This window comes from Bacteroidia bacterium, assembly GCA_041391665.1.
Lineage (GTDB): Bacteria > Bacteroidota > Bacteroidia > J057 > J057 > JAGQVA01.
The window spans coordinates 2472201-2493722 of sequence record JAWKNO010000002.1 but is presented as its reverse complement, the minus strand read 5'-3'; the positions used below and the strand labels follow the sequence as shown (position 1 = coordinate 2493722).

General features: G+C 45.9%; 17 protein-coding genes. 7 read left to right on the top strand and 10 right to left on the bottom strand.

The genetic code is table 11. The features are described from left to right. Window positions 1–8 precede the first annotated feature (8 nt). Window positions 9–1715 (top strand): 1-acyl-sn-glycerol-3-phosphate acyltransferase, encoded by a 1707-nt coding sequence (locus tag R3D00_21555; GenBank protein MEZ4775781.1) that lies wholly within the window; start codon window positions 9–11, stop codon window positions 1713–1715. Further along, window positions 1693–2748 (top strand): NAD(P)H-dependent glycerol-3-phosphate dehydrogenase, encoded by a 1056-nt coding sequence (locus tag R3D00_21550; GenBank protein MEZ4775780.1) that lies wholly within the window; start codon window positions 1693–1695, stop codon window positions 2746–2748. Before R3D00_21555 ends, R3D00_21550 begins: the two co-directional genes overlap by 23 nt. A 444-nt stretch (window positions 2749–3192) precedes the next feature. Here R3D00_21550 and R3D00_21545 read toward each other — a convergent pair whose 3' ends face one another. Continuing rightward, a complete protein-coding gene (locus R3D00_21545) occupies window positions 3193–3819 on the bottom strand; it encodes a DUF1684 domain-containing protein (GenBank protein ID MEZ4775779.1) in 627 nt (208 codons plus the stop codon). Then, window positions 3816–4106 (bottom strand): hypothetical protein, encoded by a 291-nt coding sequence (locus R3D00_21540; GenBank protein ID MEZ4775778.1) that lies wholly within the window; start codon window positions 4104–4106, stop codon window positions 3816–3818. Before R3D00_21540 ends, R3D00_21545 begins: the two co-directional genes overlap by 4 nt. Window positions 4107–4208: 102 nt before the next feature. Here R3D00_21540 and R3D00_21535 point away from each other — a divergent pair, with 102 nt between their 5' ends. Further along, the gene (locus R3D00_21535; protein MEZ4775777.1) at window positions 4209–4472 is read left to right on the top strand and encodes a hypothetical protein; all 264 of its coding nucleotides are present in this window, start codon (window positions 4209–4211) and stop codon (window positions 4470–4472) included. A gap of 12 nt (window positions 4473–4484) precedes the next feature. Next, on the top strand, window positions 4485–4760 hold the full coding sequence (locus R3D00_21530) for a hypothetical protein (protein ID MEZ4775776.1): 276 nt from the start codon (window positions 4485–4487) through the stop codon (window positions 4758–4760). 19 nt (window positions 4761–4779) lie between these two features. Here the strand turns inward: R3D00_21530 and R3D00_21525 are convergent, their stop codons facing one another. The 5 genes from R3D00_21525 to sucC all read right to left on the bottom strand — a co-directional run bounded on the left by R3D00_21525 (window position 4780) and on the right by sucC (window position 10924). Further along, window positions 4780–5760, bottom strand: a complete 981-nt coding sequence (locus R3D00_21525) for a type IX secretion system membrane protein PorP/SprF (GenBank protein ID MEZ4775775.1) — start codon at window positions 5758–5760, stop codon at window positions 4780–4782. Between the two features lie 2 nt (window positions 5761–5762). Next, window positions 5763–8162, bottom strand: a complete 2400-nt coding sequence (locus R3D00_21520; GenBank protein MEZ4775774.1) for a gliding motility-associated C-terminal domain-containing protein — start codon at window positions 8160–8162, stop codon at window positions 5763–5765. Between the two features lie 140 nt (window positions 8163–8302). After that, a complete protein-coding gene (locus R3D00_21515; GenBank protein MEZ4775773.1) occupies window positions 8303–9427 on the bottom strand; it encodes a hypothetical protein in 1125 nt (374 codons plus the stop codon). Further along, the gene (locus R3D00_21510) at window positions 9417–9644 is read right to left on the bottom strand and encodes a hypothetical protein (protein ID MEZ4775772.1); all 228 of its coding nucleotides are present in this window, start codon (window positions 9642–9644) and stop codon (window positions 9417–9419) included. Before R3D00_21510 ends, R3D00_21515 begins: the two co-directional genes overlap by 11 nt. Window positions 9645–9709: 65 nt before the next feature. Beyond that, window positions 9710–10924 (bottom strand): ADP-forming succinate--CoA ligase subunit beta, encoded by a 1215-nt coding sequence (sucC, locus tag R3D00_21505; GenBank protein ID MEZ4775771.1) that lies wholly within the window; start codon window positions 10922–10924, stop codon window positions 9710–9712. Between the two features lie 169 nt (window positions 10925–11093). On the opposite strand from sucC, the gene R3D00_21500 reads away from it, so the two are divergent. Genes R3D00_21500 through R3D00_21490 form a run of 3 tightly spaced genes read left to right on the top strand, consistent with a single transcriptional unit; the run spans window position 11094 to window position 17149 of the window. Further along, window positions 11094–14051, top strand: a complete 2958-nt coding sequence (locus tag R3D00_21500) for a COR domain-containing protein (GenBank protein ID MEZ4775770.1) — start codon at window positions 11094–11096, stop codon at window positions 14049–14051. A gap of 1 nt (window position 14052) precedes the next feature. Further along, on the top strand, window positions 14053–15465 hold the full coding sequence (locus tag R3D00_21495; GenBank protein ID MEZ4775769.1) for a protein phosphatase 2C domain-containing protein: 1413 nt from the start codon (window positions 14053–14055) through the stop codon (window positions 15463–15465). A gap of 16 nt (window positions 15466–15481) precedes the next feature. Continuing rightward, window positions 15482–17149 (top strand): serine/threonine-protein kinase, encoded by a 1668-nt coding sequence (locus R3D00_21490; GenBank protein ID MEZ4775768.1) that lies wholly within the window; start codon window positions 15482–15484, stop codon window positions 17147–17149. Here the strand turns inward: R3D00_21490 and R3D00_21485 are convergent. From R3D00_21485 to fsa, 3 genes are all read right to left on the bottom strand, one after another. Then, entirely contained in the window at window positions 17146–20103 is a 2958-nt protein-coding gene (locus R3D00_21485; GenBank protein MEZ4775767.1) for a hypothetical protein, read from the bottom strand. The two genes, R3D00_21490 and R3D00_21485, sit on opposite strands and share 4 nt — an antisense overlap. Before the next feature lie 84 nt (window positions 20104–20187). After that, the gene (locus R3D00_21480; GenBank protein MEZ4775766.1) at window positions 20188–20544 is read right to left on the bottom strand and encodes a hypothetical protein; all 357 of its coding nucleotides are present in this window, start codon (window positions 20542–20544) and stop codon (window positions 20188–20190) included. 310 nt (window positions 20545–20854) lie between these two features. Next, a complete protein-coding gene (gene fsa / locus R3D00_21475) occupies window positions 20855–21502 on the bottom strand; it encodes a fructose-6-phosphate aldolase (GenBank protein MEZ4775765.1) in 648 nt (215 codons plus the stop codon). Window positions 21503–21522 lie beyond the last annotated feature (20 nt).

Below are 21522 nucleotides of genomic sequence, written 5' to 3'. Positions count from 1 at the left end.
GCGAATATATGGAATCAACACAACATTATATACAGGAAGGGATATTGTACAAACCCGTCATTCCGAATATCCACGACTGGCCAATTACTCAATTATTTAAAAACAAGCAACGTTTTGTGGATGAAGTAATCCAGGAAACCATGGCGGGACTGCACGGCCAGGCCAAAGTAGAAAACACTCCTGTGGCCGATATGATCGCCAAGACCATGTTTATGGAGCGGATCCGCATGACGGAGGACCCCTGGAAAGTAGATCCAAAAGATGAAGCCAAATACTGGTCTGATATCAAGAAAGACATGGTGCGCATTCAGCAGTTGGAGCAGGATCCGGAGGCTTTTGCCCTGCGAAGCGATCAGATGCTTGAGTCGATCATCAGCCGTTATGCCAACGAGATTGCCAGCACGTTTCGACCCGGCAGTTATCATTTTGCGAAACGATTTCTCCCCTTTTTCTTTTCCACACTTCTCAATGCTTCGGCAGGAAAAACCGTCAAATCGGTGATTAACCACAGCGTAGGTTTGCAGGAGAAAGTACACCTCCTCGGTGAAACCGAGGCCATGCGAAAACTCGCTACCAAAGGAACGATCGTGCTCGTACCCACACATTTTAGCAATGTGGATTCGATTCTGGTAGGCTGGAGCCTTCATGCGCTGGGTTTACCGGCATTTATATATGGCGCAGGACTCAACCTATACAACAGCGCAATTCTCGCTTATTTTATGAAAAGGCTGGGCGCATATAAGGTTGACCGCCGGAAAAAAAATCCTATTTACAGGGAGACCCTGAATACGTATTCGACCGTCTCTATCCTGGAAGGCGTACATAGCCTTTTTTTCCCCGGAGGTACCAGGTCGCGCTCTGGCATGATTGAGAAAAAACTGAAACTAGGGCTTCTGGGGACAGCAATTGAAGCGCAAAAAAGAAACTTCCTCGCTCCGCCCAGGGGAATTTCAGAAAAAATATTTATCGTCCCTATGGTGATGAGTTATCACTTTGTGCTTGAAGCTGCTTCCCTGATCAATCAACACCTGACCTTTACCGGGCAGGAACAATATTATATCAACAACGATGAGTTTGCGAGCTACCGCAAATTCTTCAAATTTATCTGGACAACCTTTAGTGAAAGCTCCGAAATCGCCCTCTCCTTTGGGAAACCCATGGATCTGTTTGGCAACTTTGTCGATGAAGAGGGAAACAGCTTTGACAGCCATGAACGGCCGGTAGATATCAAATCCTACTTCATGACCCGGGGTGAAGTCAAAGACGACTGGCAACGGGATGCAGAATATACGCGCATGCTGGGAGACAAAATTGTCTCACGGTATCATGTAGAAAATCGCGTTTTTTCCAGCCATATTGTCGCTTTTGTAGCTTACGAGCTGATCAAGAAACGCAACCCTGAACTGGACCTTTACGGTATTCTTCGCATTCCTCCGGAAGAGCGAACCTTTGATTTGAATGAATACCGCCAGGCAGTGGAAAGAGCCCTGGCCCAACTGCGAAATATGGCCGATCTGGGGAAAGTTCATCTGGCGACCCACCTCGTCAACGATGTACAGACCATTATCGAGCATGGGGTCAAAAACCTCGGCATTTATCACGCACAAAGACCCCTGACTTTTCAGGATTCGCAGACGCTCGTTTCAGAAAACATCAACCTGCTGTATTATTATCACAATAGACTGGAAGGATATGGGCTTGCAAACGTCATCTAATATAACCGTCGGAGTGATTGGGGCCGGGTCTTTTGGTACGGCCCTGGCAAATCTCCTTTCCGAAAACCGGCGGGTACTGCTCTACGCACGTCGCCCGGAAGTGGTTGAGATCCTGCAGAAGGACAGAACCTACCGCGGAAGGAATATTCAGGCAAAAGTCAGTATGACCAATAGCCTGGAAGAACTTGCCCGTGAGTGTGAACTGATTTTCCCGGTTATCCCTTCGGAAAATTTCAGGGAAATGCTGACCGATCTCAGCCCATTTCTAAACCCCTCCCATAAACTCATTCATGGCACGAAAGGACTGGACGTAACCCTGCCTGAAGGAGAGCGCCTCCGCAGCGTAGAGAAGCTCAACCGCACCCAGGTGAAGACGATGAGCGAAGTGATTATGGAAGAAACGGTAGTGCTTCGGATTGGCTGTGCAGCAGGCCCCAATCTCGCCAGTGAAATCGAAGAAGGCCAGCCGGCTGCGACGGTGGTGGCGAGTCATTTTGACGAAGTGATCAGAGAGGGGCAGAGCGCGTTGCGGAGCGGGAGATTCAGGGTGCACGGGAATCACGACTTGTTTGGGATTGAGCTGGCAGGTGTGCTAAAAAATATCATGGCAATCGCTTCGGGCATTCTTCACGGACTGAAATACGGAGATAATACCCGCGCATTGCTCATTACGAGAGGCCTGGCAGAAATGGTAAATATCGGCAAAGCGCTGGGAGCAGATCCCAAAGCATTTCTGGGGCTGGCAGGCATAGGAGATCTGGTTGCGACGAGTGCCTCTCACCGAAGCCGTAATTTTACGGTTGGATTCCGTCTCGCCAAAGGCGAAAACCTCGATGAAATACTTGAAAGTATGGAAGAAGTTGCCGAAGGTTTAAAAACGGTCTGCATTGTCAAAGCCCTCGCCGCCAATTACAAATTTTCGGCACCTATTACCCAAACCCTGTATAAAACCCTTTTTGAAGATATGGATCTTCAGCATGGCATGCGCCTGTTGATGGAGTTTCCTTTCCGGGAAGATGTGGAGTTTATTTAGGAGCGCAAACCAAATTGTCGCACCTACGCCCGAGGCGTAACCCCGTAGAAAAAAAATGGGGGCCAGGCCTGTGGGCTACAAACATTTGACCTCTCCGAGGTCTTGCCTAACGGCAAAACCCGAGGATGGCACCCAATACAAAGCTCCCCTTTTGAGGTCTTACCTAGTGACAAAACTTAATACAAACATCTTTTTTTGCGTTTTTCCGGCGAAGCCGGGACTCCGGAGGAGTCGAATGTTTGTAGCCTGACGGCTTCCCCTTTTTATTTCCTACCTCGTTGCGCGCCGAAGCGCGCAACCCTACCTCTCCGAAGGAGAATCTTTTTTCCCCGGACACCTGCATCGCCGAGTACCCCCTCGGGCCGGAATCTTCCCGATCTCCGCGACAATTTGGTTTGCGCCCTTTATTTAGAAATCAGAAAATCTGCGAGGCTGACTGAAAAATTACCTATTCAGCTCTCCAGCCAGAATTTCCACATTCAGCTTGTTTTCTTTGGGCGGCAACGGGCATACAAACGACTCATTGTACGCACAGTACGGATTATAGGCCTTATTAAAATCGATCATCAACGGCTCTACTGCCGGAATATCCATATACCGCCCCCCACCATAGGTTGAGACATTGGAAGTCAGGTCGCGGAAAGGGATAAAATATTCACTTCGCCCCGGCTCCAGATACAGAAAGGCCGTCAGCTCCAATGCCTGCCCTTGCAGCGTAAATGCTAGTTTACCCGCACGGGTGACCTGATAGTCTGTACCGGTTGAAGTCATCAGGAGAAAAGTGTCGGGATTTGTTTCCGGAATTAATTTAGCCGGTACAAGATATGCCTCATTGGGCGGAAAGTATTTTAAGCCAGAGAAATTGACTTTGTCTTCTTTCTTAATAGGGCTTTCCGGATCATTTTTAAACTGAAGATTTTTCTGCTCACGCTCCTGGGTGATTTTCAGTACGTAGGAAGACGGATTACCCGCCAGATCGCTGAAGATCAGGATTGCAATAAATATAGCTCCTACCGCAATAAATATCCAGGTACTGACTTTGCGGCTGTTGATTTTTTCAATGATACTCACTCCGACTGCTTTTTATTGTACTGGGGAATATATTCTTTAAGTATGGAGATCTCTCTTTTGATCTCATCCAGTTCTTCACGAAGGGTATTGTCTTCATTACAAACCAAATGCTGGTAGGTCAACTCAGTCGCTTCCAGAATGTCTTCCAACAGGCGGGTTTCCATGGAGTCACCGCCAATTTTTCGGGTAATAAAGGTTCGGTGTTTGCCCAGTTTTTCGGCAATTTCAGCGTGGCTGATATTTTTATCGCGAAGTAATCGCTTGAGTTTGTGTACAATAGGCTCCATTTTCGTATCTTTGTGAACGAATTGTTGGTATTTAGAAATACTTTCGTTACGTTTGTGAGGCGGACAATACAATATAATCACAAACCACACAAAACATCACTCGTGAAACCGCTAAAATACAGAATCAACGCCATATTTGAGCAGATTAATGATCCAAAAACTGTGGAACAAATCAAAGCACTGATTTGCTGGCGTTTACACATATGGCATACGACATTTTACCGCAAAACCTACGCAAAAATTGATGATCTGGAAGAGGACCGTACATTCTCGTATCACGATATGGTCACCATTTGCCGGACAATCAACGATATCGTTACTTTTGAAACGCCGCTTACTTTAAAGGATCTTTATTTCCACCCCTAAAACCTACCTCTTATGCTCCTTGCGCCTGTTTTCCGAAAAATACCTGACTACCCGGTTTATTACCGCATTGACTATGAAAAAAATATAATTGAAAGTGTCAAAGACTGGCCTGACCGGCCCCGTGTGATTGACCATTATCCTCTGACAGAGCCTTTCGCCCAAAATATCGCGGAAGCCTATGAACCTATTTCGGCCCGCTATTATCTCATCGTCAAATCTTACGTAATCCTGCACCTCTGCGGACCAAGACGTTCACCTGACTTCAGACAGGCGCCCTCTACCTCGTGATTGGGGGTATGCTCGTTTTCTATTCTTCCCGATAGAGTTTTTTCCAACTACCGGCATTGCCGCCTTTGGGGGATTTTTCGTTTCCATTCCCGCCACCAATATCATAACCCAGGGTAAACTCATTGGATGCACCATACAGCGATCCCGGGCGGGCATTTGGCAACATCAGATCAGAAGAATAGATGAAATGCAGGTTTTTGGCGTGAACCCCCACCATAAAGGTCAGAAACCAGTCGGTGCGATAGGAAAACCCTGCGAAAAACTTTTCATCCATCAGATAAAATTTCACATTCGCTTCAATCTGGTAGGGAGTGGTCTGCACTTTTTTGATCAATACAGAGGGTTCTACCGTCATTTGGTCATACACAAATTTATAACCCACGAAGGCAAAATAATGTCGATACAATTTGCTAATCAACGTGCGGGAGGACTGGTCAATGGTAGTACCAAAACTGCTTTGCATCAGGTTGGGTGCCGAAAATCCTGCAAAAAAATTGTCGTTGTAAAAGTGTGCCCCAAACGCAACATCACCGATCGTAAGTCCCTGGCTCGCACCATAAATCGCCGGATCGCTCTGATCCTGAAAATATACCCGATCACTCTGAAACCTGAATTGCATAAACTTTCCAGCCATGCCGAGGGAGAGAATATTCTGCCCGTTTGAACCTTCATACCCGATGGGAATATGAAAAGCGTAAGCCATTTGCAGGCCCGTGCGCTGGTTGGGGCCTACCGCATCGGCAAAAGCCATCAACCCTATCCCACTTTTTTCATCCACTGCTCCTTGCCAGGTCAGTGAGGCTGTTCTTGGTGCACCGGGAAACTGACGCCATTGAGAGCGAAAATTTAGCCGTAATTCGTGCAACTCGCTGGTACCTGCCACAGCGGGATTGATCACAAAAGCATTGATCCTGTATTGGGAAAACAAGGGTTCCTGCTGAGCTTTTATTTCCAGAGAAAAGAGCAAGAGAAAACTGAGGACTGGTATAATTTGCTTCATCGCTAGCGGATGATATTTACCGTACCTTTAAACTGACGGCGGTGGTTGTTTGTCTGAATTTCAATAATATAAAAATACGTACCATCGGGAAGCGGCTGCCCATTGGCGGTACCTCCCCAACTGTTGTCATACCCTTCGGCTGAATACAATTCCTGTCCCCACCTGTTTAAAACCGTGATCTTATTTTGAGGGAAATATTCTATACACGGAATAAACCATGTTTCATTGAGCCCATCTCCATTGGGAGAAAAACCCATATGAATTTCCAGACATTCAGGCCTGTCACTGGGTTCGATATCAAAACTTTGAGTCGCTTCGCATCCGTTGGCATCCCGTACATTGAGGAAATATGCACCTACTTTTAGCCCGCTGACAGACTCGCCAGATTCTCCGGTTACCCAACTGTAGGCATAAGGTTCCATACCACCGGAAACCACCGCATTCGCGGTTCCTACGCCTCTTCCATTGTCTGGCTTTGTGGTTATATTGATACTAATGGGCGATGGCTGACCTACCGTAAAAGATTTACTAACCGAACAGCCTTTGGCATCAGCAACCGTTACGGAATAGCTTCCCGCAGCGAGCTGAAATATTTCCTGCCCTTCGGCACTATTGGACCAGGAAAATATATAGGGACCTGTACCGCCATTTACATTGGTACTGATATATCCTTCATCTCCGCCAAAACATACATTGTCTACGACCACTCCTTCAATCTGCATAGGAATCAGGTCTGCCAGGGTAAATTGTTTATAAACCGTACAACCATTGACATCGGAAATCATACAGCCGTAAGTATTGGGCGACAATCCTTCCAGCACAGGAATCGACGGGCCATGATCCCAATGATAACTGTAAGGTGCTGTTCCTCCTGTAGCATGAACAGCTATTCCACCGTCAGACTGATTGGCACAGACGACAGGGGTAATCACACTTTCGATTTCTATCTTCGAAGGCTGGGTAAGTTCCAGAGAAACGGTCCTTTTTGCACCATTGGCATCGGTAGCGGTAACGGTATAAGTCCCAGCCATTAGTCCGGTAACTACGGCTCCTCTTTCCATCGCATCATGCGCCCATTCGTAAGAATAGGCCCCAACACCTCCGCTCGCAACAACCTGAATGATTCCATCTGAAGCGCCAAAACAACTGATTGCCGCACCACCAAAGTTGGAAACAGGCGTCAAGGTTACGCTCAGGGAATCAGGCTCTGAAAGACTGACAGAAGTAGAAATCTGGCAACCCGTAAGATCTGAAGCTACAACTGTATAAGTACCCGCGGCCAAACCAATGGCCGTACCGGATGTCTGGGGGGGTTGTGTATCCCAAATATAGGAATAAAGCCCGGAACCGCCGGAAATGATCGCAGTTACCGCGCCATCTCTGGCTCCATATTTACTGATTGCAGAACCATTATAGTTGGAAACTACCAATATGGAAGCAGAGAGTTCCTGAACGGATATCGTAAGTTTATTCGAAGAAACCACATAACAAACCGTAGCAGAAATACTGTCCAAAGGCATACCTGGACCAGCATTTAACAACCCGTCGTAGGAAACGCCATTTACCTGATAAATATCAGCAGCAAGCTCATTGAAATCATAATCGTTGTCGGCAAGTACGGTACTAATAATACCCGATGTGTCGGTAATAATATATGCATAGCTGGTATTCTGACCACCCGTTTGGGAGAACAATAGTATATCCTCCATACTATCCCGGCAAATCTGTGAAGGCCCAAATACAGAAATCACACTGGCAGTTGCATTGCAGACCACGACATTGTTGATCAGAGACACATCATCAATGCCCATATCGCCAGACGCCATATTCCCCACCCCATCAAAACGGAAGCGGAAATTGGAAGCGCGCAATGTTCCCGGAACAGGCACAACCAGATTGGTCCATGTATTATACACATTGAAGTCGAGCCAATATGCCTGCCACGTAGCTCCCCCGTCATTGGAAAAGGAAACCTGAAAACCATCACTGTCTATCAGTTGGGCACTCGTATTGATAAAACAAAAGGAAAGAACCACCGGATCGGTGGAGGCGATTCCGCTCAGGTCAATCGCGGGGCTTGTAATAGAAGGCACATCGCCTAATACGATTTGAGAAGACTGACAGCGGGCATAAAAACCACTCCCGTCACAATCAGAGGCACTGGGCTGTGCTACAGGTCCGAAAATATCATTCCTTCCCCAGTTACATGCCAGGCCGGAAGAACAATTGGCAGTGGTGCCACAATTCCAGCCGGAAAGGCAGTTTAAGGAGCCATTCCACGACTCAAAATCTTCAGAAAACAGCGTAGTCTGTGCATGAAGGCCAGTAGTGGAAATTAACAGGAGGAAAATAATCCAGTAGAACAAGGCAAGACAGCTTCGCGGCGCGCTGGTAATGGTCATAAGCTTATCTGTTTTCCCAGACCGCATATACGGTAATCACTCAAAAACAAAGGTTTAGAAACTAAGGATGCCCCTAAATTAAATGTTAAGCGCTTCTGATGTGACCTAATGTGCGTGAGTGGTCAAAATAAGCCCGTCACTTACTCTACCTGAAACCTGCGCAGATAAAAACCATTTTTTCCTTCTATCCGCAGAAAATAATTTCCAGACGAAAAATCATTCATATCAATTTCAATTTCGCCATCATTCCCGGCTGCCCGTTTCTGGCTCATTTGTTTGAGTATTTCGCCAGACTCACTGAGAACCGTAAAGATCAATTCCTGCTTACGCTCATTGCGAAGGGTGATAATATAAATACCTTTTTCTTTTGAAGGGAAAACCGGACTTGCATAAAAGCCTTCGACAACAGCCATTTTATTACAAAACTGATCTGAGTACGATTTCGTCCCCCGGGAATCTACTTTTACAATTCGGTAGCAGTACGTTTTACCTTCTTCAAACGCTTCGCGGTGAACAAACCGGTAGGTAGAATATTGGTTTGAGCCAACGGTTGTCGCAGGCTCTACAGAACCGATCACTTTACCTACGGTATGGGAAGCAGACGGAATAATTTTTTCAACCAGAAAGAGTTGCACATCCTCCTCGCTCCCAGCCCCCCAGGTGATTTCTGCTTCATTATTGATAAAGTTTACCCCTGCATCTGACGGCTCAAATAATGGTGGTGCAGTCCCGTAATCAAGATCTGTTCGCCGGTAATCTTCGATTGTCCGGGGATTATTGTCAGTTCCTGAAAGGGAAAGATTAAAAGTACATTGCGTACCATCATATCCATCGACATAGATAAGATAACGGTTTCCGGGGATAGAATCATCCAAAAACAGCGAAATGGCCTGTTCTGCATAAGGATTTCCGCAGTCTACATAGCGATAATTTCCCGATTCGCAGTCATCAGACCGGATCAGTAAAGCCTGAATACCCGCAGGAGTATTGCAGATCAGGGGGCTGATCAATACCTGGTAATGTCGATAGGGAGACTCAGTGGTAAAAGTAAACCACAGGTCATTTTCAAAACTTTTAATACAGGTTACGGGCTCTCCTTCCGGAACATCTTCAGGTGAAACAGTAGCCCATTGATTGTCGAGTTGAAAAATCTCTTCGCCGACAGCCATCCTTCGGGCATTTTCACAGGCATCATTGTCCGGAACCTGAGAGAGAAGGGATCCGGCATAAAAAAAGAGAGGGAGGAAGAAAAAATTAATTTTCATCTTCCTCCTTTCCGATTTCATCTATTTTTTGGGAGAAATGATCTTCCCTGTAGGTACGGTAGGAATGAATCGCTACGCCCAGGGCAAATAACGAAACCGTTACCAGACCGGCGATATTAAAACCAGCACCACCAGGCCAGTGAAGTATCCGCAAAAACTGGCTGATTACCAGCAATATTGCCCCCAGGACCCCCAATAAGACCGTAATTTTTTTCATAATTGAAAGTCTTATTACCATAACGCCCTGAAAGCCGGGATATTCAGCAGACTATGGCGCTTTGATCAGGAGAGTGCTATTTTCACTTTTGCCGCAGCATCAGACAGGGTGATAGCGGAAGCCACTTTCAGGCCTGACTCATCGATGATTTTTGCACCCAATTCGGCATTGGTACCCTGAAGGCGAACAATAATCGGAACAGGGATTTCGCCAATATTTTTATACGCTTCCACTACCCCATTGGCTACACGGTCGCAACGGACGATACCGCCAAAGATATTTACAAGAATCGCTTTTACGTTGGGATCTTTCAGGATGATGCGGAAACCCTTTTCAACGGTCTCAGCGCTTGCGCCTCCTCCTACATCGAGGAAGTTGGCAGGTTCGCCACCGGAGAGTTTAATCATATCCATGGTAGCCATGGCGAGTCCGGCACCGTTGACCATACAGCCGACATTGCCATCCAGTTTGATATAGTTGAGTTTGGATTCAGAAGCTTCTACTTCAAGGGCATTTTCTTCAGTAGTATCGCGCAGAGGGGCAAAGTCTGGATGACGGTAGAGCGCGTTACTGTCGATGCTAAGTTTACAATCCACAGCGACGACTTTGTCATCAGCAGTTTTAAACATCGGGTTAATTTCCAGCATATCTGCATCTGTGCCTTTGTAGGCTTTGTACAGCGCAGCGATGAATTTAGAACCGCTTTTCAGCGCTTCGCCGGAAAGTCCCAGCCCGAAAGCGATTTTTCTAATCTGGAAACCCTGAAGGCCTACGGCCGGGTCAACCCATTCTTTAACGATTTTTTCGGGATGCTCTGCCGCAACCTCTTCGATATTCATGCCACCTTCACTCGAAGCGATAATGACATCTATTCCTTTTTCGCGGTCGAGGGTGATGCTGAGATAATATTCTTTCCGCTCTGAAGGACCTGGATAGTACATATCCTGAGCAACGAGGATTTTGTGTACGACACTGCCGCCGGTCGCCTCATTTTGAATTGTAACCAGCGTACCTCCCAGAATTTGGGAAGCGGTTTCCTTCACAGCATCCAGCCCTTTGGCAACTACCACTCCTTTAGCTCCGGTTTCCTTGATTGTACCTTTGCCACGACCACCTGCGTGAATCTGTGCCTTGACTACAAAAAACTGCCCTTCAGGACTGTCATAGAGCTTCTTTGCTGCGGCTACTGCTTCTTCGACAGTACTTGCAACAAAACCTTCCTGAATGGGAACCCCATAGGATTTGATAATTTCTTTTGCCTGGTATTCGTGAAGTTTCATAATGGGAGTTATTCCGGTGAAAATTACTGGCCCAAATTTAGGTCTGCGATTTCATTTTTCAAACCTTTAACCGTAATTACTCAAGTACTACAGTTATATCTTTCTTTTTCATGCTGTATGACCGCGGGAAAAATATGGTTTTTATTTTTATATTGTCTCCCCTAGTCCTATGAATAAGGCAATTACTGACATACAATCCTTCCGCTCACGCTACATTTATGATCCTCAAAGGGATCTTATACTCAGCGAAAAAGCCCTGTCTGTTTATAAAGCTACGGATTCGGAAACGGGTAAAATTGTTGTTATTCAGCTTTTCAGGGGCCCGGGACTGGGACCGGAGAACTTTCTGGGTGAATCTGAAAAAGTGCTCCACTACCATCACCCAAATCTTGCCAGCCATCTGGCGTTTTGGGTCATCCGTGCGCAAAATTTTTTTGGGGAAGAAGATTTTTCACTCGTTAGTGTACACGAATATGTCCCCGGCCATTCGCTCCGGCACCACATGGATCATCCTGCGGAGTTGAAAGCACAACTCGACACTGTATTGCTGGGCATACTTTACGGACTACAATATCTTCACAATCAGGGGTTTCCACACGGCAGCCTGAATCCTGACAATATTATTCTGGAAGAAAATTCAGGAATATTAACTCCCCGGCTCATCAATTATGGTTACTCAAAACTTTTTCAGGCAAAAAAAACATCCTCGGGCAATATTCTCCTCGCCACAGGTCAATATATGCCACCAGAAAAAATCATCTCGCGCAGTTCGGGCAACTTTACCGGAAGCACTGACTTATGGGCTTTAGGCGTGATCCTATATGAAATTATGCTGGGCAGGTCGCCTTTTGGCAGCCAGCGGGAAGGCCATACACTTGCTTATATTTTTGATAAAATCTTAAACGCCCATATTTTTCAGGATGGCATACCTCCCGTCGAAGCTCCTTATCTGTCAATCATTACTTCATGCCTCGATAAGGACCCGCTGAAACGTGCCCATTCGGCAGAACAGATTCAACATCTGCTGCTCCCTGAGGCGGAAATATCTGAAGAAACTCATCCAGAAAACACTCCCCGTGCAGACACGCATATTGCCAGAGTGATCTTTCTGGGAAATGATGCAGACACCCGCGCAAAACTTATCAGGCATCTGGCAGGTAGCCAGGCAGCAAAATCTGACGAAAAAACAGGAATTGCTGTTTCTCCTCACCATTTTGTACTTGATGGAAAAAACATCCGCGCCAATTGCTGGGATTTTACCAACGAAGAGATGATTCATCTCACTTACAGGTTTTTTCTCTCTCCCCGGTGTGTATATGTTTTGGTCATGCAGCAGGAAACCGACGATTATCAGCCCGACCGCGATGACTGGATGAAAGTCATTCATACGCTGGGAAATGGTTCGTCCGTAATTTTTATTCAATCTGAAGAATGGAAAGATACCCCGGCAGAAATACAAAAGTTTGTTGCGGCGGTGGAAAAGCATGTTGGCCAACTCGAACATATAGTCGCACCGCTTCCCGCCAACTTCCTGGCTGTGCAAACAGAGCTTTCCACCATCGATGAAGATTTTATTGACTACGGGGAGTTTAGAAAAATATGCAGAAAACATAAGCTCGATACTGAAGAACAAGATAAACTCAGCCTTTTTCTGCATGAACAGGGATTGGTCCTTCACTTTCGGGATGAGGCAACTTTACGGGGCATCAGTATTCTCCGGCCTGAATGGATTACCAAGGGTGTGGCAGCAATCATGAACAGCCCACTCGTAGAGCAACAAAAAGGGTTATTATCTGTCGAAGAATTATCCGAGATTCTTGACCAGAGCCGATATCCGTCTGAAAAACATTTTATTCTTCCGGAGTTGATGTTCAAATTCCAGCTTTGTTTTCCCATTGGCGAGCGAAGAATGTACTTTCTGATTCCGGAGAGGCTGCCACTGGAAAAGCCCGAATATTTCTGGAAAACAGCCGACAATCTCCGCTTCAGGTATCAGTACGAATTTTTACCGAAGAGTCTTTTTCCGCGGTTTATTGTAAAAACCCGAAAATATACGGAAGGAGATAAGGTATGGAGAAATGGTATTATCCTTTTTGAAGGAGAAACCCGGGCAGAAATAATCTGCTTGCCCGGAGAAAAACTCATTGAGATACGCACAACCGGAGATGCTGCTCAAAGTCTGCTAAAGATCATCAGAAATAAATTCTCGGAAGTACACCAGACTTATGGAAATATGACGATTCGGGAAGGAGTGCCCTGCCCTTGTGAAGTCTGCAGTAAAGATTCAAATCCATTCTATCACAACTATGAGGAGGTACAGGAGTACAGAGCGAATGGTCTCAGCAAAAAAGTCTGTAGTAAAAGCTTCAAAATGGTCTCCGTGGCAGAATTGCTGGCTGAGCCTGAAAGAAAACCTAATTCTCCCCCTTTCTTAAACGAGCCGGAAGAGACCGAAAAGGAAAATACCTATCTGGGATATGTGGCAAAAAATCTGCGCCGCAGCCAGGCCCGCACCATTCTTTTTCTCGCTGCCAATCCCTCCGAAACTGCCCACCTTCAACTCGCCCGCGAATGCAGGGAAATTGATAACGGGCTTGCCCGCGCCAGCCACAGACTGGAGTTTAAACTGGAACAAAAATGGGCGGTCACGCCGAGAGATTTCCGCCGTGCGCTGATGAACTTCAAACCCGAGTTTGTACATTTTTCAGGGCATGGCACTCATCTGGGGAAAACTGCCGGAGGAGCAGATAGCCGAAGCTTTGACTGGGAAGAAAACCCGCTCGGTGGATTGGTGTTTGAGGATGAAAGCGGTAATGGAAAAGGAAATATTGTATCTTCGGAAGCGCTAAAATCGCTGTTTGGCCTTTTCCCCGATATAAAATGTGTGCTGCTGAATGCCTGCTACTCCAAAGCGCAGGCGGAAGCCATTTCCATACACACGCCTTATGTAATTGGTATGAAAAGGCCCATCACAGATAATGCCGCAATCGCTTTTGCCGTGAGTTTTTACGATGCGATCGGCGCCAATGAATCGGTTGAATTTGCTTTCAAATATGCTTGCACTGCCATCGAACTGGAAGGGCAGGAAGGTGCAGATATACCCGTTTTACTGAAAAAAGGAAAATGATATGAAAATACAGATTTCCCAGCCACAAGGACTCAACGAAATTGGTGGAAGAGCCCAAAATGAAGATGCAATTTTTCCCGCTTCAGACCAAAGTACAACTGCAGACCGCTTGTTTTTGGTATGCGATGGTGTAGGCGGCGCAAATAAAGGGGAAGTCGCATCCCGAATGGTGGTGGAAGGGTTTTCTCGCTTTTTTGCGCAAAATCCACCCGGTGAGCCGATCTCAGAAGGTTATCTCATCCGCGCGCTCCGGCAAACCGAAGCGGAAATGAGTTGGCATCTTTCCCAACATCCTGAATGCCAGAATATGGCAACAACGCTTACTGCTCTCTGCCTGGATGAGGAGGGCGCTATCGTCGGATGGGTAGGTGATAGCCGTATCTATCAATTTCGTGGGGGGAAATGCCTGTTTAAAAGCCGCGATCACTCCCTGGTAGCAGAGCTTGTGAAGCAGGGGAAAATTACAGAAGAAGAAGCGGAACATCACCCTCGCAAAAATGTCATTCTCCGCGCAGTCAAAGGAAGTGGCGGAGACGCGACGGATATGGAGATCCGTCGCCTTTCCGATGTTCAGCCTGGCGATATATTTTTCCTTTGCAGCGACGGCATTACCGAACAATGGAATGACGCGCGGCTCAGCGAACTGTTTGGTTCAGGCATAAAACCGGATCAAATGATCGGGCGAATCAAAGCGAGATCGCAGGGCAATACAAAAGATAATTTTTCGTGTTATGTGATACAGATACAATCTACAGAAGCAGAAACAGCGGTAGTTTCGGAAAAACCCAAAACCAGTCAGATCAAAAAATTTGCGTGGATAGCAATAGGGGCGATGATCCTGTTTGCTGCTTTTTTTATGTCCAGAAAAGGAAAACCTTCTCGCGACCCCGCACCGGAAATCCTCGCAAAAGCAGATTCTGTGATCCGTATCCAGCAGTTTGAAAAAGCGCTTGTATGGTATGATTCCCTGAAACGACTTGCCCCACCTCCCGAAGAAGCGATTCTTAAAAAAGCAGCTAACAGATCGGATTCTATTCGGAATATTATATCCATTGAAAAGGAAAAAATAGAAGACCTCGTGGGACGTACAGAAGCTGTTCTCCAGTCCAAAGACTATATCAGCATGCTAAATACAGCATCTGCCCTCACTGATTTTATTGAAACTAACCGAAAAAATGACCAGATTGAAGCAAAATATACTTCAATCGGCAATGCCATTAAACAAAAAGAGAACTCGCTCAACCCTAAAGAACAAGTAAGTCTGATCGTAGCTGAGATGGAAACTGAGTTTGGTAAAAACAATTGCCCCGAAGTGAAAAGATATCTCCGGTTGGCCAAAACAAAAGCTGCCGACGACAAAAACGCGCTCAAAATCCTGAGCGAAAAAGAAAAATTGGTAAAATCTTGTGAATAGTTAGCCCCCTGGTCCTATGCGAAAAATCAACGACAGATATGAATTTGATCCACAAACCGACGAACTTGGCAAAGGTGGTTTTGGCCGTGTGTTTAAGGCACGGGACACCTTGCTGAGCCGTGAAGTGGTAATGAAAATTGTGCAGAAAGACAATCTTCCGGACAAATACAGTCTGGTGCAGGAAATCAGCCGGGTGATTGACTTCAACCATCCCAATCTGGTCAGGTATTACGATGCAGTCATCATCAAAGATGTGAACAACTTTGGCGAGGAAGTAGAATATCAGATCGGCATCATGGAGTATATGCGCAATGGTGATCTGCGGGCTTTTATCAAAACCAAACCCACCGAGCCCCAAATTCGCCAGATTATTACCGGTACGCTGAAAGGACTGGGCTATCTTCACGACCACGGGCTGATTCACCGCGATATCAAACCACCCAATATCCTGCTCAATATCGACCACGACATCATCACAGCCAAAATATGCGACTTTGGCATCAGCAAAATGGTCGGAAGCGAAGCCACCGCCCTCTCCAATGTCATCGGCACATTTGAATATATGTCGCCAGAACAGCTGGGAAGCAATGCAGATCAGAAAATCAATACCAATTCAGACCTCTGGTCGATTGGCGTATTGATTTATGAGATGTTTATGGACGAACTGCCTTTTGGCTCCCGGAGAAGTGGTACCACAGATGCCAAAATCATCGGCAATATTCTGGCGGCCCCAGTTCCGGAAAAAATCGTCGAAATTCCACAGCCCTATCGGCAAATGATTGAAGTCTGCCTGAACAGAGAATCTGATAAACGGGTAAGTACATCGGCAGAATTACTCAGCCTGCTTGAAAAACCCCAGGTTACCCCGGAGAAAACCAAACCCACATTAGAAAGGATCAACCCGTTGGTTTCTGTAATTCCGCCCAGAACCGCCGAACCGCAACTACAGGCTCAACCGATACCTCCCGTATCGCAGGAACAACTGCCGGCCGAAAAAACTACTGCCCCTACAGTAACCGTACAAGCAGAGGATCGAAAATTCAGAACGTTGACCTGGATATGGTTTCTCTCGATTATTCCGGCCATGATCTTATTTGCAGCCCTTTTCGAGAATATGCATATTATGCTGATTGGGGACAGGCCGGGGCTTTCCGGCGTCTTTTTTGGGGGGATTGTCATGTTTATCGCAGGCCGGGTTTTACATCAAAAATTTCAAAAACCCATAACCGGTGCTTTCAACGCGTTATTTATGGTGGGGAGCCTGGGATTACTGGAGTTTATCGCATTTATTACCGGTATGATTATCCTCAACATGTTTGACAACAACGAATACTTTTCGACAGCCTATTCGATCATACCGTTTGGTCTTTTCGGGATTCTGGCGGGGATACATGCCATGGAAAAAAATCATCCGAATATGGGTACCGGCGGAATTGTGTTCACCTCTGTTTTTATGGCATTAGTCGCAGCATTGGCAGGCGCAAATATCGGTTCAGACAGCCCCAGTTCATCAGAACTGGCTTTCGCATTGCCGGGGATATTTATTTTTACCTGGATCGTGCTTGCTGCTTTGCTGATAAGGAACAAGTCTGCCAGCAAATACCTGTGGTTTTTGGTGAGAACAGCCGCAGTTATCTTGCTGATGGTGGCATTCTTTTATAATGCTTTGCACATCTCGCGTTAAATGCCTTCAACCATTTGATCTTTTAAAAGCAAAGTAGAACCCTTTTCAATCAGGCTCACTAATTTCACACGTTCCGCGGAATAATTTTCGACAGTGATGGATGCCCCACCGTATTCGGGCTTTTTCTGATAAGCTGCAAATCCGGTGTAGCAGTCAAATAGCTTGACATTCAAGATGGTAGCTTGCGAAAGATCTTTGGCTACAATAGCTTTGGCAGCATTTCGGATTTCTGCTCCGTGTACAATCAACGTAGAGGCTTCGCCGACGCTGATGCCTTTGTCTCCGACTTTTTCCACCATACAATAGTAGACATCTACCACACTGCCCGAAATATCCAGCCCGTCGTTGCCCATATTTTTGATTGTACTATTGCGGATCATTCCTTTACAAAAATCAGCGTCAAAACCGTCTGAAGGGCCGCCATTGATCACAGATTCCGTGAATTGAAACCGGGAACGAACAATATTAAGCGCATCTTCACAATGGGCATCGAGAAAAGCGCAGTGCTCGATTTTTACATCAGATTCGTAGAAAGTAACTGCGCCGGTAAGCTGCCAGCCGTGATCCTGAAGAGTATTAAAATCTTCGAAAGACACATAGCGGAGATGAGATTCCGCATTTGCCTGCAAAACCGTAAATCCTGCGGCGGTTTTGTCGGAAGAGTAAATTTTTATCGGATTGTCTTCCTCTCCAATAAAATATACCGGCGAATAAGACAAGAACCTCGCACCACTGCGAAAATCCAGTTGTGTTCCCCCATACATTTCGGCTTTGTAACCAGCCGGAATAACGAGCGGCTGAGTCAGGATATGGTTACCAGGCACAAATCGGATCACATTGCCCAAAACCTCATACATTTCATTGGAAACCGGAGCATCTTTGGGCTGGACCAACTGAGCGGGAATAACAGCAACAGATACATTCCAGGGCACAATGCGGCTGGAATACAGTTTGTCAAGCCCCGGCAATTTGTAAAAAATATACGAAGCGCCGGAAGCAGGTCGTGGAATTTGCCCGAATACCGGTGGCTGATGAGGATTATGTGTTTTCAGCCACACTGGCGATTTCAGCGGGTCGCTAATTGTAGAATTATTTTCCCCAAACCCCACAATCACAAGCGGAAGAATATGAAAATTGGTGACGCTGAGGGTATTTTTCTGATCAGTAAAAGCCCTCACAGAATTATTATCCAACGGGTACAGAACACTCCGGATATTTCCTGCAAATGATTTTATGTTGCTCTCAAAAGTATAATCGGGAAAATCTGTTTTTAGTAATTTTTCCCGCGCTTCTATACCGGGAGTCATATCGAGAAAAAAGTTTTCGATATAGGCATTCTCCGTCATCCTGTCGAGCGCACGCACATACCGAACCATAAATGCAGAATCAAAAAACGGTCTGTAAATCAGATCTTCCCCCGGATCACCACTTAAGTTGGCAACCTGAGCACCGAGAAAAGGATGCGGAGAATATTCAAATCCGCCTTCTTCAGTAAATGCGTCAAAACCAATCGGCTCCAGCTTACTGATCACCGGATTGAAGTAAAACCGCTGGTTGTGCCAGAACAAACTGTGATAACCGCGGCAAATGTCCGTAACGGCATAATACGTTGCGAGGCGGTCCAGATCAAAAATTTCTGCACAGGACTTTTCGCCAAACCGGTATTGATCCATCAGCGTACGGGCCTGATCATATTGAGCAGAAAGTACGGGCGATTCGAGCGTTTTTTTCTCTTTAAACGTTTCGACATTGGCAGCTTCAAAAGTGTTTAAAGTCTCTTCTACGGAATTGGAAATCACCCTTCTGTCCAGTCCTCTTTTGCGGGCAAGCCATACCCCATCTTCCGAAAACTTCACGATAGGGCCTTCTCTTCGCTCACGAAACTCAGGTAGTTGTTTTTCAAAATGTTCCTCAAACGCATAAATGCCTTTATAGGTATCATTGATTTTCACATGAAGAAAATCGTACCGGGGCGTAAGGATATCTTCCCGCATGAGGAACTGGTGATAGACCCATTCGGTGAGATAATTGCGGGTTTTGGGATGTTGAATAGAAAAGGTAAGCAGGCGGTTCCAGGCGTGTGGGCTTTTTACTTTTATCCGGAAAGACCATTTATTCGTTTTCAAATGGTCCATCCAGTCACCTTTAAGTCTGAGTGAAACAGGTATTTTGGGGAAAGTACCGATTCCACCTTTCACCCAATCATCGTCAGTAGAAAAAATAATGCCTTTGTCGATGGCTTCCTTGCGTTTGGCGATGATCTTTTGCATACCCTTTTCAGGGATTTCAAGATCAAGCGACAGGAAAGAAGTGTCAGACGCCATAGCCTCCGCCCGAAGAGCCTGGGTAGATAATTTTTCGATGCTCAGATCATCGAAATAAACAAAAGTACCCTTTCCTGTAGCTGTATAGACATATACTTTTATCAATTGGTCTTTATACCATTCGGGAACCTGGAAAATGAGTTCGAGCTTTTCCCATTCGTTTTTATCGGTTTCTACAGCCGCTTCCAACTGCTGATAGAAATTGAGATCACCTTCACCAGCGATACTGACGGTCAGATAGGAATAGGCGAGTTTGGGACCATGACGCCAGACAGATGCTTTAAAACGATCGCCCGGTTGAGCGTCAGAAAAGTAGTAGCTTAGACCGTACGCCTGCTCGCCCCCTTGTTTAGCCGAATAAATCCCAGACCGCGCAATATCATCGGATCGGGTTTCAATTCCCTGAAACACTGCATCTCCTCCGGCAAGCATTTCTCCCTCATCAGAAGAAACGGTAGACTCCAGATCGCAAAATATTACTCCTTTTTCGGGTTTTACTGTTGCCAGAACATCTGTTGTACCTACACGGGAGGACACAAAACTGCCTGCTAAAAACAGTAAAACCAGGCTCGTCAGAATAATGAACAGACGTCGGGAGGGCGTTTTCCGGTTTATGTTTTGAAGAATCATAACGCCCAAAGGTAAGAATACAGGAAGTTATGAACAAGGCAAATGCGTATGCAACTGAAATATGAAAAGGACAGACCGTATCTATCAGGCGATTTCATGCGTTCGGTTGCGTCGCATCCGGTAGAGAACAATAAGATTGAGGAAATGAATGGCAGCCAATACGATCATAATCAGACCGATTTTATAGCTAAGTTTTTGAATCAGATGCTCAAAGGTGCGGATTTCCATGCCGACATACATGGTAAAGCTGATATAGCCAATATTGACCAGATAAAACCCCACCAGCAACAGTTGATTGATGCTATCGGCAAGGGTTTCATTCCCGTGGAAGATTTCGATGAGAAAAACACGGCCATTTTTAAACAGCGACCGGCCAACCCAATGAGTAAGCATCAGGGAAACCAGCAGGTAAATCAGGTAAGTATATACGGTGAGGGTCATGGCAAAAATATTAAGGTTGCTATCTTTCAATATATACTGAAAGTATTGAAATAAGTTCCCTTTTCAGGCGTCAATTTTCACCAAAAATCTCAACATGTCTGTTGACTTGAAATATTCCCTTAAAGTCACCGTTCTTCTTATGATCAACCAAACAAACAGCATATAAACGCCAGTTCCTTTTTCAACAAAAAGTACAGCCTAATGCAATTTGCTTTTGCTTGCAAAAGCTATTGAGTTCTCCTTAATTTTAGCCGCCTGAAGAGAGAGATGCCTTGCATCTCTCTTTCTTATTTAGAGGCGAAAACGTTCCTTACTGTTTACTTTTGGCGTGGTCAGCAAGGAATTTGGCCAGACCACTATCCGTGAGCGGATGTTTGATCATCCCACCGATCACACTAAAGGGCATTGTCGCCACGTCGGCACCGGCAAGTGCGCAAGCGAGGAGATGCTGGTTGTGGCGCACACTGGCTGCCAGGATCTGGGTTTCGATATCGTAATTGTCGAAGATTTGGCGGATATCGTGGATCAGTTCCATCCCATCCTGGCCAATATCGTCGAGTCTTCCGATAAAGGGGCTTACATATTTTGCTCCCGCTTTGGCAGCGACCAAAGCCTGAATGGGGTTAAAAATCAACGTTGTATTGATTTTTACACCTTCAGAAGAAAGTGTTTTAATTGCTTTTACCCCTTCTTTAATCATCGGAATTTTCACCGTAATATTGGGGTGAATTTTGATCAGCTCACGTCCTTCACGGATTATGCCTTCATAATCGGTAGAAATTACTTCCGCGCTCACATCACCGTCAACCATTTCGCAAATGCGCAGATAATGGCCTTTTACATCAGTAATTCCCTCTTTCGCCATCAGCGAGGGATTGGTAGTAACGCCATCGAGAATACCCATTTGACTGGCTTCCTGGATTTCGTTGAGATTCGCAGTATCAATAAAAAATTTCATAATTTATAAATATTCAGTTT